At 58.6% G+C, this 14,779-nt stretch carries 11 protein-coding genes; 2 read left to right on the top strand and 9 right to left on the bottom strand.

Features of this window, described 5'->3' with window-relative positions; translation table 11 throughout:
• Window positions 1–37: 37 nt before the first annotated feature.
• From RHEC894_RS28420 to RHEC894_RS28445, 6 genes are all read right to left on the bottom strand, one after another.
• Complete coding sequence (locus tag RHEC894_RS28420; protein ID WP_245339569.1) at window positions 38–1,492, bottom strand: sugar ABC transporter substrate-binding protein; 1,455 nt, start codon at window positions 1,490–1,492, stop codon at window positions 38–40.
• A gap of 58 nt (window positions 1,493–1,550) precedes the next feature.
• On the bottom strand, window positions 1,551–2,588 hold the full coding sequence (locus RHEC894_RS28425) for an ABC transporter ATP-binding protein (RefSeq protein ID WP_085740034.1): 1,038 nt from the start codon (window positions 2,586–2,588) through the stop codon (window positions 1,551–1,553).
• Between the two features lie 56 nt (window positions 2,589–2,644).
• A complete protein-coding gene (locus RHEC894_RS28430; RefSeq protein WP_085740035.1) occupies window positions 2,645–3,991 on the bottom strand; it encodes an aspartate aminotransferase family protein in 1,347 nt (448 codons plus the stop codon).
• The gene (locus RHEC894_RS28435) at window positions 3,988–5,049 is read right to left on the bottom strand and encodes a phosphotransferase (protein ID WP_049732715.1); all 1,062 of its coding nucleotides are present in this window, start codon (window positions 5,047–5,049) and stop codon (window positions 3,988–3,990) included. The genes RHEC894_RS28430 and RHEC894_RS28435 overlap by 4 nt, the downstream gene beginning before the upstream one ends.
• A 244-nt stretch (window positions 5,050–5,293) precedes the next feature.
• Window positions 5,294–6,745, bottom strand: coding sequence for a gamma-aminobutyraldehyde dehydrogenase (locus tag RHEC894_RS28440; RefSeq protein ID WP_003594316.1), 1,452 nt, complete (start codon window positions 6,743–6,745; stop codon window positions 5,294–5,296).
• Between the two features lie 146 nt (window positions 6,746–6,891).
• Window positions 6,892–7,794, bottom strand: a complete 903-nt coding sequence (locus RHEC894_RS28445; protein WP_245339570.1) for a LysR substrate-binding domain-containing protein — start codon at window positions 7,792–7,794, stop codon at window positions 6,892–6,894.
• Window positions 7,795–8,215: 421 nt separating this feature from the next.
• Between RHEC894_RS28445 and RHEC894_RS28450 the strand changes: the two genes are divergently transcribed.
• Together RHEC894_RS28450 and gabD are read left to right on the top strand one after the other, a co-directional pair.
• Window positions 8,216–9,268 carry a tartrate dehydrogenase gene (locus RHEC894_RS28450; protein ID WP_085740037.1) on the top strand — a complete coding sequence of 351 codons (1,053 nt, stop codon included), beginning with the start codon at window positions 8,216–8,218 and terminating at the stop codon, window positions 9,266–9,268.
• Window positions 9,269–9,301: 33 nt separating this feature from the next.
• Window positions 9,302–10,750, top strand: a complete 1,449-nt coding sequence (gabD, locus tag RHEC894_RS28455) for an NADP-dependent succinate-semialdehyde dehydrogenase (protein WP_085740038.1) — start codon at window positions 9,302–9,304, stop codon at window positions 10,748–10,750.
• Window positions 10,751–11,085: 335 nt separating this feature from the next.
• Here the strand turns inward: gabD and purU are convergent, their stop codons facing one another.
• The 3 genes from purU to RHEC894_RS28470 form a co-directional block, all read right to left on the bottom strand.
• Window positions 11,086–11,970, bottom strand: coding sequence for a formyltetrahydrofolate deformylase (purU, locus tag RHEC894_RS28460; RefSeq protein ID WP_085740039.1), 885 nt, complete (start codon window positions 11,968–11,970; stop codon window positions 11,086–11,088).
• A gap of 90 nt (window positions 11,971–12,060) precedes the next feature.
• A complete protein-coding gene (gene glnT / locus RHEC894_RS28465) occupies window positions 12,061–13,368 on the bottom strand; it encodes a type III glutamate--ammonia ligase (RefSeq protein WP_085740040.1) in 1,308 nt (435 codons plus the stop codon).
• 80 nt (window positions 13,369–13,448) lie between these two features.
• A complete protein-coding gene (locus RHEC894_RS28470) occupies window positions 13,449–14,777 on the bottom strand; it encodes an FMN-binding glutamate synthase family protein (RefSeq protein WP_085740041.1) in 1,329 nt (442 codons plus the stop codon).
• Window positions 14,778–14,779 lie beyond the last annotated feature (2 nt).

Consider the following 14,779-nt stretch of genomic DNA (forward strand, 5'->3'; position numbering starts at 1 on the left):
GCGCGGCCCATTGGCCGCACACTGCCTTCGCGCTTGGCTATCGGGTGTAGCGGTCTCCGAGTTCGCCGTAGCTCTCGTCCCATTGCTGGTAAAGGTCGGCCCATTGCGCGGCCACCTTGTCCATTCCCTCCTGAGCGGTCTGCTGGTTGGCAACGACGCCATGAAGTTCGGTTCGGAAAATGTCCACTGCCTGCAACAGCTGTGGCGGCATCTCGCTGTAGGTATCGTAGGCGTTGGGGCGCTGCGACTGCTCCAAGGCGACCTTCAGCGAGTCGGATGTGCCTAAGGTGCCCTTCTGGACCTCGTCCCAGATTTCCTTCCGGGTGATAAGGAAAGGCCACTTGTCAGCGATCGCCTGCTGGGTGTCATGGCCTGCGAGCACCTTGATAAACTCCCAGGCGGCTTTCTTGTTTTTCGAGTTGGCGCTGATAGCATAGGTGCTGTCACCGCCCATCAGCATCGCCCCGGTAGTCTTGCCCTTGGGCAGCGGCGAAATGGCCCATTCGAACGTTGGCTTCAACCCCTCGATCACCGCCGGGACACCATTCCAGTCCGGCATCATGGCGACACGCCCGGCTGCAAACGAACTCCTCAGCTTCTCGAAGTCGGTTGTCGTGAATGACGGCACGACGCCGTGCTTGTTCACAAGATCCACGATGAACTGAACAGTTTCGACCGCTTTTGGCTTGTTGATCTGAAAGTCTCCGCCGACACGGCCGATGCGGGTTTCATTCGCGTAGAACATCCAGGCGAGAGCAAGCCAAAGCTCAGGGCCGTTACCATCGAGACCGAGGCCATACATTTCCGGTGGCTTGTTCAGTTTCTTTGCGAATTCGAGCATCTCGTCGATGGTCTCGGGAGCGCGGTCCGGAAGGCCGGCTGCCTTGAATGCCGTCCTGTTCCAGAGAAGAACGTTGGTGAGGCCGAGCGAGGTAAGGACGTAGGTCGAACCCTTGTAGCCCTTGTCTGCCCACGGCTCGTAGGCGCCAAGGATATCGTTGCCGGCCGCTTTGTCTGCATCGATCAATTCGTCGAGCGGAGCGATCCAGCCTTCCTCGACAAAGCGAGCAAGCTGTGTGGGTACCCAGAGTTCGAACGTGTCCGGCAACGCACCAGCTTGGCCCGAAAGCTCCATTTTCTTGATGTATTCGATAAAGCCGATCTCTTCGACCTGGAGATCGACATCCGGATTGGCTTTGCGATAATCATCGAAAACCTTCAGGAAAATATCCGGCATTTCGGTCGAACGCCAGTTCGAATGAGTGACGACCGTCTTGCCTTGTGCCAGCAAGCCTGACGGCAACGCGGCGGCACCGAGCGCGATCGCGCTCGATTGCAGAAGAAACCGACGCGATATATGCGGAACTGTGAAACGAGGTGTATCTGTCATGATTATTCCCCTATCGTTTTTCGATTCTGAGTGATCGATCCGTCTTTCGCTTCTAGACGTGATGCTGTCCACGGGGACCGAATGCGTGCCCAACACCACCATAAGCCGCGCCCCAGTCGCGCGAATGAGGTACCGTTCCTAATGACCGTTCCCCGGTTGGTCAGGCTGCGGCGGCAGCACTCGACTCCAGGCGTTTTCCGGTCGACTTGTCGAACGAATGAATTTCTCGAAGTGGCACCCGAAATGCCTGCAGCTCCCCGATCACGAACTTGCCGCCCGCCATGGCGGGCACGTCGGCCACGATTTGCACGTTATCGGCCCCATCCAGCGTGCCGTAGACGAGTTGAGTGGAGCCGAGTTTCTCTACCCGCCGGACAATGATATTGACTTCCTTGGTCGCGACCTTTTCGCCAACCAGCCCAGGATGGAGAAGCTGTTCAGGACGAAAGCCTTCAAGGACATTGCCGCGCGGAACGATGTTCATGGCGGGTGAGCCGACAAAAGTTGCGACGAATGTATCGGCCGGACGATTATAGATTTCATCCGGCGTGCCCACTTGGCGCACTATGCCGTCCGACAGGACCGCGATCCGATGCCCGAGCGACATGGCTTCGACCTGGTCATGTGTCACGTAGATCGTCGTTGCCTTCGTTTCCGCCTGGAATTGCTGAATTTCCTGCCGGGCGGTTGCCCGTAGCTTCGCATCGAGGTTGGACAGCGGTTCATCCATCATGAACACGGACGGACTGCGCACCAGGGCTCGTGCCAAGGCAACGCGCTGACGCTCGCCTCCCGAAAGTTGCTTCGGTTTGCGGTCAAGATGCTGCTCGATCCTGAACATGCGAGCGGCCCAAAGTGTGCGCTCCTCGATCCGCTTGCGGTCGAGTTTCATCTTTCGCAATGGAAACTCGATGTTGGCACGAACGGTGAGATGCGGATAAAGCGCATAGGTTTGGAAAACCATTGCGACGTTTCTGTCCTTTGGTGACAGGTCCGTGACATCCTTGCCATCAATTCTAATGGCTCCAGTCGTAACGGTTTCGATGCCGGCAATCATCCGCATCAATGTCGATTTGCCACAACCCGATGGGCCCAGCAAAACAAGAAACTCGCCGTCGGCCACGTCGAGACTGATTCCCTTCACAGCGGCGTAATGGCCGAAGGACTTTGTGACGTTGCTGATTTGAACGAAGCTCATGTCATGCCCTCAAGTATCTGTTGAACGGTGAGCGCCTTTTGAAAGGCGCCCGATTGTTAGGCCGCTGCGTTCCGCCGGAATTCGGTGCTGCGAATGACGTCCTGAAATGCCTCCAGGAAGATGTCAGCATGTTCGGTCGAGAACGGCAGAGGCGGGCGGATCTTCAAAACGTTGCCCTCGATGCCGCTTGCACTGATCAGGATGTTCCTGTCGCGCAGCGCGTTTACAACGAACAGGCCGAGATCGCCGTCTGGCTCCTTGGTCTCGGGATCCTTGACAAAGTCCAGCCCCACAAAAAGACCCGCACCACGGATATCTCCTGCCGCCGCCAGGCCGGTCGTGAGTTCGCGAAGCCCCTGCTGCAGGTAATTACCGACCTTCACGGAATTCTCGGCAAGTCCCTCGTCCTCGATTACGCAAAGCGTGGCGTGAGCGGCGGCGCAGCAGACGGGGTTTCCGCCAAATGTATTGAAGTAGCGGGCGGTGGTTGCAAACTCGCCAAGAACTTCAGGCCGAGCCACCACGCCGCCGATCGGCAGCCCGTTACCCATCGGTTTACCCATCAGGACCAGGTCGGGCACGATCCCATGGCGTGCAAATCCCCACATCGGACCTGTCCGCCCGAATCCCGGCTGGACTTCATCGGCAATGAACAGGGCGCCTGCAGCATGCACAGCGTCGAGAGCAGGTTTCAGGAAGCCCGCTGGATCGGCGAAGATGCCGTCGGATGAGAAGATCATGTCTGCCACAAACGCGGCTGGCTTGAACCCGTGGCGAGACAGATCTTCGAAAGCTTCCTTGATGGAGGTGGCAAAGGTCTCGGCAACGTTCTCGTGTCCGAGGCGGTATGCATCCGGCGCCGGCACGGTCCTGACATGGGGCCAGAGCGGAACGCCACTGCCCAGAGACGGAGACATTCGCGCTATCTGCTCCGTGATGCCGTGATAGGCGTTTTCGGTCACGACAATGCCAACCCCGCCGGTGTAGGTTTTGGCGATGCGCAAGGCGAGATCGGAGGATTCGCTGCCCGTGCAGGTAAACATGGCATTCGAGAGTTCAGGCGGGAAATGTCCCAGCAGTTTTTCCGCGTAACTCAAGACGACATCGTTCAGGTAACGCGTATGGGTGTTAAGCACGGCCATCTGCCGGGAGACGGCCTCAACCACTCTAGGATGGCAGTGGCCGACAGAGGGCACATTGTTGTAGACATCCAGATAACGCTGTCCGCGGCCATCGGTGATCCATACCCCCTCTGCCGAAACGGCGTGGACCGGCGTTTCGTAAAAGAGCTTGTAGGATGGTCCAAGGACCTTCTTGCGCCGCTCGATCAGCTGCATCGTCTCAGCGTCTAGCCCGTCGACCGCATTGGGGTCGAACGCATTGATCATCAACGGCTTGGTCATGAGGAAGTCTCCTTGTCACAGGCAGCGAAGAACCGATCGACTGCCCAGTTTTTGTCGAGGTCCGTTAGGTGCGAAAGGGCGCGCCATGCGTAGCCGGTATTCTTCAGGATCTGGCTTGCACGCTCTGGAAGACGGGTTGCACGGAATTCCGTAATGGCGACCGCCATCGCGAGTCTGGTGAGAATGAGGTCAGGGAGGATCGCGATCTCATGCGGATTCAAGGTGGTGACGGAATTGTAGCCTCGCGCCACGTCGAGTGCTCCGGAAAGGCCGGACTCATCAAAACGCAACTGATAGCAGGCCGCGATAGCGACATCGTTGATCCGCTGGCTTCTCGTCACATCGCCGAAGTCGATGATGCCGGTGATCCTTGTTGGATCGGACGGATCCATCAGAAGATTGTGTCCGTTGAAGTCGTTATGGATCACTTGCGAGGGAAGGTCGCTCAGCATCGAGAGGGTGCGATCCTCAAAACGCTGCAAGATCCGATGAGGCATTTGCCAACGGCCAGAGCTAATCGCTGGGAGGAGCGGTCGGACGTTCGCCGCATTTGCGAGATCCCAGACGAGGTTTCTCCGATCGGCAGGGTGTTCGAAGTGGGCAAGCGCCCTCGCCGTTCTTGCAAGTGCCTTCCCGATCTCGAATGCCTGCCGGCTGCTTTTGAGAGTGCTAACCTGCGGTATGCCGTCGAGAAAGGTCATCAGCTGGACCACACGATCCTCGCCGGCTTTCATCGTCGCCACCGCCTGCAGAGCGCCATCGGTACGGATAATTTCCGGCACCGGCAGAGCGGGATCACTTTCTGCAATGTGAACGCAAGCCCGAGCGCGCAAATCGGCCAAGGATGGCGATTCAGACGCGCCGTAGATCTTTAAGACGTAACGGCGATTATCATCGGTGGTAACCTCCAGGATCTCGTCACGCTCTGCTACCAGGCTTCTGAGGCTTCCGCGGATCCCCCAATATTGTTTGAGAGTGCGCGCGACTTCATGCGTCTCGACCTGAGAGTGGCTATCTCCACCTCCGTCAAACCTCTCGAGGAGGTCTTCTTCAGACATTGTGGGCTCCTCTGCGCTCTTACTACGGGGCGGGAGTGGTTTGTGACTGGACGAAGATCTCCAGCCCATTCCGACAATTGCACGCGGGACTGCCTGCGCACCTGCTTGTGGCCGGGACCACGGCGACCTTGAGCCGACATGGGAGACGGTTTGCATAGTCCCGTCAGCCCCGTTGAGCGGAGTGATGGTCATTGTCGCCGCCTGCCACTCATGTTGAACCATCGCCGTGGCTCCGATTGTTTCTCTACGAAAAGTTGAACATTACGTGGCGGATCGAGGTATAATCCTCGAGGCTGTAAATGGACTGGTCTTTGCCGTAGCCGGAATGTCTCAGCCCACCGTGTGGCATTTCACTCAAGAGTGTGAAGTGCTGGTTTACCCAGACCGTACCGTAGCGCAGGCGAGCCGCCACTTTGAGCGCTGTGGTGGCGTTTGACGACCACACGGATGATGCCAAGCCGTAATGGCTCTCGTTCGACCAATCGATAACTTCTTCGGCGGTTTCGAAACGGGATACCGCGACGACCGGCCCGAAGACCTCGCGACGGACGATTTCGTCCTGAACATTTGCGCCGACAACGAGAGTCGGCTCGTAGTAGAAGCCGTCCCCCGAGGCCGGCTTGCCGCCGGTCAGAACTTCAATATGCTTCGAGGTGCGCGCGCGCTGAACGAAGCTCTCGACGCGGTCTCGCTGACGCTGGCTGATGAGTGGGCCGAGTTCAGTCTGTTCGTGCTCGGGCGCACCGCTGCGGATGCTTTTGATTGCGGCGTTTAGCTTCTCGACAAGCTTTTCGTAGACACCGGACTGGACGTAGACGAGGCAGGCCGCGCAACAATCCTGGCCGGCATTTTCGAAGCCTGCCATCCGAATTGTTTCGACAGCGGCATCCAGATCGGCGTCGTTGAATATGATGACCGGCGCTTTCCCTCCAAGTTCAAGGTGCGTGCGCTTCAATGTCGGCACAGCAGATTGCAGCACCTTCTGACCTGTCGTGACATCGCCTGTCAGGGAGACCATCGCGACGCCGGGGTGCGAAACAAGCGTGGATCCGACGGACTCTCCACGACCGGTGACGACGTTGACGACGCCTCTCGGCAAAAGAGTTGCCAGGAATTCGCAAAGGCGAAGGAGCGTGAGGGGAGTCTGTTCGGACGGCTTTACGACAACGGTGTTGCCGACCGAAATCGGTGCAAAGACCTTCCAGGCGGCCATCATCAGCGGGAAGTTCCACGGAGCCACTGAGCCCACCACGCCGACCGGATCGCGGCGAATAATGGACGTATGATTTTCGACGTATTCACCTGCAGCGCTGCCATTCAGCACTCGGCACGCGCCGGCGAAGAAACGAATGGCATCTATGATGGCGGGCATTTCGCCATTCAGCATGCCCAGATACGGCTTGCCGCAATTGAGGGATTCGAGGCGAGCGTAAGTTTCGATGTTCTGCTTGAGGTGCTCAACGACTTCCAACAGAAGTTCGGAGCGCTGCCGGGGCGTGGTCAGCGACCAAGTCTTGAAGGCGGATTGCGCAGCTGCCACTGCGGCATTTACCTGATCGCGGCTCGCTTCCTTGACGGCAACGAGAGTCGAGCCTGTAGCCGGGTTCAAGATTTTCTCGTCGCCGCCAGTTCCCTCGACAAGCTCGCCGTTGATGAGCAGCTTCGTCGAAAACGCCGGAGTGATAACCATATCCATTAAATGTCTCCCTGACTGATGGGCGATCCGCAGACACCACGCCGTGGTGCCGCAATCCAATCGTCAACAGTGTGTCGCGGAAGAACCGGAAGGGAAAATTCGAAATGCTTGCGATGACGTATCGGTTTTATCGATATGTCGCTCGGCTACCGTTTCGCATGGTAGTCACGGGCGACGGTCTTGAAAATCTCGGCTTGGTCGGTATCCGGCGACCCCTGCCGCCACACCAGGCCGACGTCCAACGTAATAGAGAGGCCTTCGACCGGGCGAGCCTCAAGACGGTCGCCTTCGAGGGTGTAGGGGCGGAAGGCGAGGTCGGGCATGATGGCCACGCCTGTCTCTGTGCCGACAAGGCTTCGGACTGCCTCCACCGAAGTTGTTCTGAGAAAGACCCGATCCATAAGGTCCTCGCCTTGCAGCCAACCGGAGATTGACTCCAGCAAGTCATCATTTGCCAGCAAGATAAGCTTTTGATCGCCCAGATCGGATGATTTGACACGGCTCTTGTCGGCGAGGCCATTCTTTGGCGACACCCAGACTCTGAATCTCGATCGCACGAGTGAATCGACCGATAGGGCGAACTGCTCTTCGATATTGGACACAACCATGAGCGCAAGCTGCAGTTCGCCACTGATGAGGAGATGTTCAATATATCTTCGCTGGTCCTCGACCACTTCTACAGATACTTCAGGAAAAACGCGCCGGAACCGAGCCAGAATGTCGGAGAGAAAATAGCCGGCGACCAGGTTCGTCACGCCCAGGCGAAGGGTTCCCGATACGTTGTCTATTTTAGCTGTGAAGGCGTCCTCGGCATCTTTAACCGTGGAAATGATGAGTTTGGCGTGCCGCAGGAACCGATGCCCCTCATACGTCAATGCGATCCCCCGGGCGTGACGGGAAAATAGCGCGCTTCCGACCTGCTCTTCAAGTTGCCGGATGCTTTCGGTAAGCGCGGACTGCGAGATTCGCGCAGCAGTAGCGGCACCAGATATGGTGCCGAGTTCTGCCGTCAGCACAAAATACTGGACCTGCCTTAGCGTAAAATACATAAGCTGTTCCCACTTGTCAGAGCGCTTTTGCATGCGCCTTTATCTCTGCCTAATCGCGGCCGGAACAACGTATCGGTATAATCGATATCTCGGCAACGGCAAAAGATACTTCTCCTCCCGCTGAGTTCGATTTTACACTCATTGCCGTCATCCCACGCTACGCCATCGTTTGAGAGGCCACTTCTTTCAATCGGGCCCGGCTCGCGCTTGGGAACTGAGATGGATCGGTTGGCTAAGCGGGAGATTGAATGTCGGATAACCGGCAGGTCGGTATGTCAGACTCGGGAGCGAGCCAATTACCGGTAAATTCTTCGGGTCGAATGACGGCATGAGACCTTGAGAAGCCTGCACAACGAACCGAATTCCATGCATCCGGCGTTACATGGTTCAATCGAAATTCCTCGAAGCACGGACGGAGAGTATGGTGGACCTCAAAATCGCAATCATCCCCGGAGACGGCATAGGTGTCGAGGTGACTGCGGCAGCCTGGGAAGTTTCACTTGCCGCTGCGGCAGCTTGCGACGTCAATCTTTCCGCAACGACATTTCCGTGGTCTTGCGATCACTATCTTGAAACTGGAGCGATGATGCCGGCGGACGGGATCGAAACGCTCCGAACCTTTGATGCGATCTTGCTTGGAGCGATCGGATGGCCGGCGAAGGTATCCGACGACATTTCTCTGCATGAGCTTCTACTTCGTATCAGGAAAGAGTTCGACCTCTATGCGAATGTCCGTCCGCACAAGCTGCTTCCTGGCGTGACTGGACCTCTTCGTGCCGAGAATATCGATATCCTTTGCATCCGCGAAAATACGGAAGGGGAGTATTCTGGCGCTGGCGGCAGGGTGCACCGTGGTACGGCGGAAGAGATCGCAGTTGAGACCAGCGTTTTCACCCGTTACGGTGTGGAGCGGATTCTCCGATACGGCTTTGAAATGGCGCGAAAGCGCAGGAGGCGGCTTGCTTCGGTAACAAAGTCCAACGCGCAACGCCACTCGATGGTGTTTTGGGACGACGTAACAAGGCAGCTTTCCGCGGAGTATCCGGACGTCGAGGTCCGCAGCTATCACGTTGATGCAATTGCCGCCCGCATGGTCATGTTCCCGGAAACGTTGGATGTCGTTGTTGCGTCCAACCTGTTCGGCGACATCTTGTCCGATATCGGCGCGGCGATTCAGGGAGGACTCGGATTTGCAGCGTCTGCAAATATCGACCCGACCGGCCGCTCGCCGTCCATGTTCGAGCCGGTCCACGGTTCAGCACCGGACATCGCAGGCAAGGACGTGGCAAACCCGATCGCCGCGATATGGTCGGCGGCAATGATGTTCGAGCACTTGGGCCAGACGGAACTCGCGACCAAAATTTCAGATGCCGTCGGCCGCGTTTGCGTGCGTGGAATTGGTGCTGGGTCATCAGGCTCCAGCTACGGCACTCGTCGCATTACAGATGAAATTCTTCTTGAAATTGCGCGCTAGGCGCACAGACACTTTCTGCAAAGGATAGAGGCCATGGCTCTCAAAGATAAGACCCTGTTCAGACAAGCCGCCCCGGTTGCCGGGCAATGGATCGAAGTCGGCGACGGTCCTTCGGTCGACGTGGTCAATCCGGCTGACGGCCGCCTTCTCGGCCGCGTTCCGAAACTTGGAGCGATCGAAACGCGAAAAGCAATCGAAGCCGCACAATTGGCGATGCCAGCATGGGCTGCCCGCACGGCGAAAGAACGTTCTGGCTTCTTGCGGCGCTGGTTCGAACTCATGATTGAGAACAAAGACGATCTCGCCGAAATTCTTACACTCGAACAGGGCAAACCTTTGACCGAGGCAAAGGGTGAGATCGTCTACGGCGCTAGTTTCGTAGAGTGGTTCGCCGAAGAGACTCGTCGCGTATATGGCGACATCATTCTGGGGCACCAGCCGGACAAGCGCATCCTGGTGATGAAGCAACCGATTGGCGTTGTGGCGGCCATCACGCCATGGAATTTCCCAAACGCGATGATCACCCGAAAGGCCGGGCCGGCCTTGGGTGCAGGATGCGGAATCGTTTTGAAACCTGCAGCGCAGACGCCGTTCTCCGCGATTGCGCTCGCGGTCCTTGCCCAGCGCGCGGGTATTCCTCCAGAGCTTTTCAGCGTTGTAACCGGCGCGGCACGGGAGATTGGGGGCGAAATGACGTCGAACCCAATCGTCCGCAAGGTGACGTTTACCGGATCAACTGAGATCGGCGCGGAACTGATGCGCCAAAGCGCCTCGACGATCAAAAAGATGGGGCTGGAGCTTGGGGGAAATGCGCCCTTCATCGTATTCGATGATGCTGACCTGGATGCAGCAGTCGAGGGTACGATCGTGTCTAAATTCCGCAACAATGGCCAAACATGCGTCTGCGCTAACCGCATCTATGTGCAGGACGGAGTTTTTGAGGCCTATGCAGAACGGCTTTGCCAGGCGATATTGAAGCTGCGGGTCGGTAACGGCATGGAGCCGGATGTGGCGCTCGGCCCGCTGATCGACAGTGCGGCCGTTAACAAGGTCGAGGAACATATCTCGGATGCTCGGGCGAAAGGTGCGCGGGTTGTGCTGGGTGGTGCCCGGCACCAGAAGGGCGGGAATTTCTTCCAACCAACAGTGCTCGCAGACGTAACCAGTGACATGAAGCTTGCGCACGAAGAGACGTTCGGGCCGGTCGCGCCACTTTTCCGCTTCACTGATGAAGACGATGTCATTCGCCAAGCAAATTACACGGAATTTGGCCTAGCCTCCTACTTTTATGCGCGGGATCTTTCGCGTGTATTTCGCGTCGCTGAAGCGCTTGAGTATGGCATGATTGGCGTTAACACAGGTCTCATCTCGACGGCGGAAGCACCTTTTGGTGGTGTGAAATCATCCGGCCTTGGTCGGGAAGGTTCACGATATGGCATGGAGGAGTTTCTCGAACTTAAGTATGTCTGTTTGTCGGTTTGATGATCTTGGTGGTGGCCTCGCTGGCAGGTGGTGGTATTCAACACTTCAAGCGAGGCAGCGGTCCGCGCCGAGCGGGGCGGCTGAAACAAGATCCAGATTTTAGGCCGTCGGACTGCGCCGCCATGTCCTTACTGCCGTGTTGCTGGCTGACACTACATTAATCAAAGGCTTGCCCAAACTTCCAAAACGTCATCGGCTCGCCGGCGTGCTGGCGCGAAAAGCCGCAGTGCGCCGGAGCAACTGGCGAAACACGCTTTGCATTAAGCTCGCTGGCCGGCGGTGAGGAATAACTTGATGCTGGCCTCAGTTGTTGCTGATGTGTCCCAAGGCGGCGCTCACCCCATGCGCTCCGATGCGTAGCTTCCCGGGCTTGCCGGGAAGACGACGGTGCGGTTGCCGTTGATGAAGGTGCGGTGGTGGATATGGGCGTGGATGGCGCGGGCCAGCACCTGGCTTTCGACGTCGCGGCCGATCGAGACGTAGTCGTCGGGCGACTGCGCATGGGTGATGCGCGCCGTGTCCTGCTCGATGATCGGGCCTTCATCGAGATCGGCGGTGACGTAATGGGCGGTGGCGCCGATCAGCTTGACGCCGCGGCCATAGGCCTGCTTGTAGGGGTTGGCGCCCTTGAAGGACGGCAGGAAAGAGTGGTGGATGTTGATGATCTTGCCCGACATCTTCTGGCACATCTCATCCGAGAGGATCTGCATGTAGCGGGCGAGCACGATCAGCTCGGTGCCGGTCTGCTCGGCCACCTCCATGATATGGGCTTCGGCCTGCACCTTATTGGCCTTGGTGACCGGAATATGGTGGAACGGGATGTCGTGATTGACCACGACCTTCTGGTAGTCGAAATGGTTGGAGACGACGCCGACGATGTCGATCGGCAGGGCGCCGATCTTCCAGCGGTAGAGCAGGTCGTTGAGACAATGGCCGAAGCGCGACACCATCAAGAGCACCTTCATGCGGCTCTCGCTGTCGTGAAATTCGTAATCCATCGCAAAGGGCGCGGCGACAGCGGCAAAATCGGCGCCGATCTCGGTGCCGGAAAGCCCCTCTTCGGAAATGAAGGAGACGCGCATGAAGAACCTGCCGGTATCGAGATCGTCGAACTGCGAACTGTCGATGATGTTGCAGCCCTTCTCGGCCAGATAGCTGGAGATCGCCGCAACGATGCCGCGCGTCGATTTGCAGGATACCGTGAGTATGAAGTTTTTCATGTCGGCTCTTCCTAAAGCGCAGAGGGCCTGGGCACGCCGGGCTTTGTCGCCCGGCGTGCCAGCAGTCGTCGAAGACATCGGTCCGGCCGCTCAGATGTCGAGCGTGCTGTCGCGTTCCCACTGGGTAAAATGCGAGCAGTAGGCATTCCATTCCCGATGCTTGAGCTTGAGATAGGCGGCGGAAAATTCCGCCCCCATCGCCGCCTTCAGGCCCTCATCGTCATCATAGGCGCGCAGCGCATCGAGAAGGTTGAGCGGCAGGCGCGGCGCGTCCTTCACCAGGTGTCCCTCGGCATACATGTCGATATCGTAGTGCCGGCCTGGGTCGGCCTGGCTGCGGATACCGTCGAGGCCGGCGGCGATGATGATCGCCTGCAGCAGGTAGGGATTGACCGCCCCATCCGGCAGCCGCAGCTCGAAACGTCCCGGTCCCGGCACGCGCACCATGTGGGTTCGGTTGTTGCCCGTCCAGGTCACGGTGTTCGGCGACCAGGTGGCGCCCGATGTCGTGCGCGGCGCGTTGATGCGCTTGTAGGAATTGACCGTCGGATTGGTGACCGCGGCAAGTGCGGAGGCGTGTTTCATGATGCCGCCGAGGAAGGTCTTGCCCTGCGCCGAGAGCCCAAAGGCCATTTCCTTGTCGGCGAAAGCGTTGACCCTGCCGTCGAGGTCCCAGACCGAGATATGGGCATGGCAGCCGTTTCCGGTCAGGCCCTTGAAGGGCTTCGGCATGAAGGTGGCGCGAAGCCCGTGCTTTTCGGCGACCGACTTGACCATGAACTTGAAGAAGGAATGCTTGTCCGCCGTCTTCAGAACGTCGTCATATTCCCAGTTCATCTCGAACTGGCCGTTCGCATCCTCGTGGTCGTTCTGATAGGGCTTCCAGCCGAGCTCGAGCATGTAATCGCAAATTTCGGCGATGACGTCATAGCGGCGCATCACCGCCTGCTGATCGTAGCAAGGCTTCTCGGCGGTATCGAACTGATCTGATATCACCGAGCCGTCGGCGGAGATGAGGAAGAATTCCGGCTCAACGCCGGTTTTCACCCTGAGCCCTTCTTTAGCAGCCTCGGCGACCAGTCTTTTCAGCAGCACGCGCGGCGCCTGTTCGACAGGCTGATCGTCCATGACGCAGTCGGCCGCGACCCATGCGACGTCCTTCTTCCATGGGAGCTGGATGACGGAGGAAGCATCGGGAACCGCAAACAGGTCCGGATGGGCAGGCGTCAGATCGAGCCAGGTCGCAAAGCCCGCGAAACCGGCGCCATCCTTCTGCATATCGGCAATTGCTTCAGCCGGGACCAGTTTGGCGCGTTGGCCGCCGAACAGGTCCGTGTAGCTGATCATGAAATATTTGATGCCTTTGTCTCTGGCAAAAGCAGCAAGGTCCAGTGTCATTCTCGTTCCCCTTTGGATTTCTTGGAGACACTTTGGTTATGGATATGAGACGGCCGGGACTTTGGCCCGGCCGGTAGAAATCAGAAGCCTCCCTTGCCGGGAATCCAGTTGGTTCCGGCGAGCGGCACCTGCGCCATGGCCGATGCCTCGATCGTCAGCGCGACGAGGTCTTCCGGCTCGAGGTTGTGCAGGTGGTTCTTGCCGCAGGCGCGCGCGATCGTCTGCGCCTCGAGCGTCATCACCTTGAGGTAGTTGGCAAGGCGGCGGCCGGCCGTAACCGGGTCGAGACGTTTTGCGAGCTCCGGATCCTGGGTGGTGATGCCGGCCGGATCCTTGCCTTCATGCCAATCGTCATAAGCACCGGCCGTGGTGCCGAGTTTCTGATATTCCTCTTCCCAGTGCGGATCGTTGTCGCCGATCGCGACGAGGGCGGCCGTGCCGATCGCCACCGCGTCGGCGCCGAGCGCCAGCGCCTTGGCAACGTCGGCGCCCGAGCGGATGCCGCCGGAAACGATGAGCTGCACCTTCCGGTGCATGCCGAGGTCCTGCAACGCCTGAACGGCCGGACGAATGCAGGCGAGCGTCGGCATGCCGACATTCTCGATGAAGACGTCCTGTGTGGCCGCCGTGCCGCCCTGCATGCCGTCGAGCACGACGACGTCGGCGCCTGCCTTCACGGCAAGGGCGGTGTCGTAATACGGGCGCGCGCCGCCGACCTTGACGTAGATCGGCTTTTCCCAATCGGTGATCTCGCGCAGTTCCATGATCTTGATTTCCAGATCGTCGGGGCCGGTCCAGTCCGGATGGCGGCAGGCCGAGCGCTGGTCGATGCCCTTCGGCAGATTGCGCATATTGGCGACGCGGTCGGAGATCTTCTGGCCGAGCAGCATGCCGCCGCCGCCGGGCTTGGCGCCTTGGCCGACCACGACTTCGATCGCATCGGCGCGGCGCAAATCCTTAGGGTTCATGCCGTAGCGCGAGGGCAGATATTGGTAGACCAGCGTCTGCGAATGGCCGCGTTCTTCATCCGTCATGCCGCCGTCGCCAGTCGTGGTCGAGGTGCCTGCGATCGTCGCGCCACGGCCGAGCGCTTCCTTGGCGTTGCCGGAAAGCGCGCCGAAGCTCATGCCGGCAATGGTGATCGGCGTCTTCAGCGTGATCGGCTTCTTGGCGAAACGCGAGCCGAGCACCACTGTCGTGTCGCACTTCTCGCGATAGCCTTCGAGCGGATAGCGCGAGATCGAGGCGCCGAGAAACAAGAGATCGTCGAAATGCGGAACCTTGCGCTTGGTGCCGGCGCCGCGGATGTCATAGATGCCGGTGGCCGCCGCGCGGCGGATTTCGGCGAGCGTATAATCGTCGAAGGTCGCGGATTTGCGGGGCGGGGTATAGGGGTTGTGATAGCTCATGG

This window comes from Rhizobium sp. CIAT894 (assembly GCF_000172795.2).
Lineage (GTDB): Bacteria > Pseudomonadota > Alphaproteobacteria > Rhizobiales > Rhizobiaceae > Rhizobium.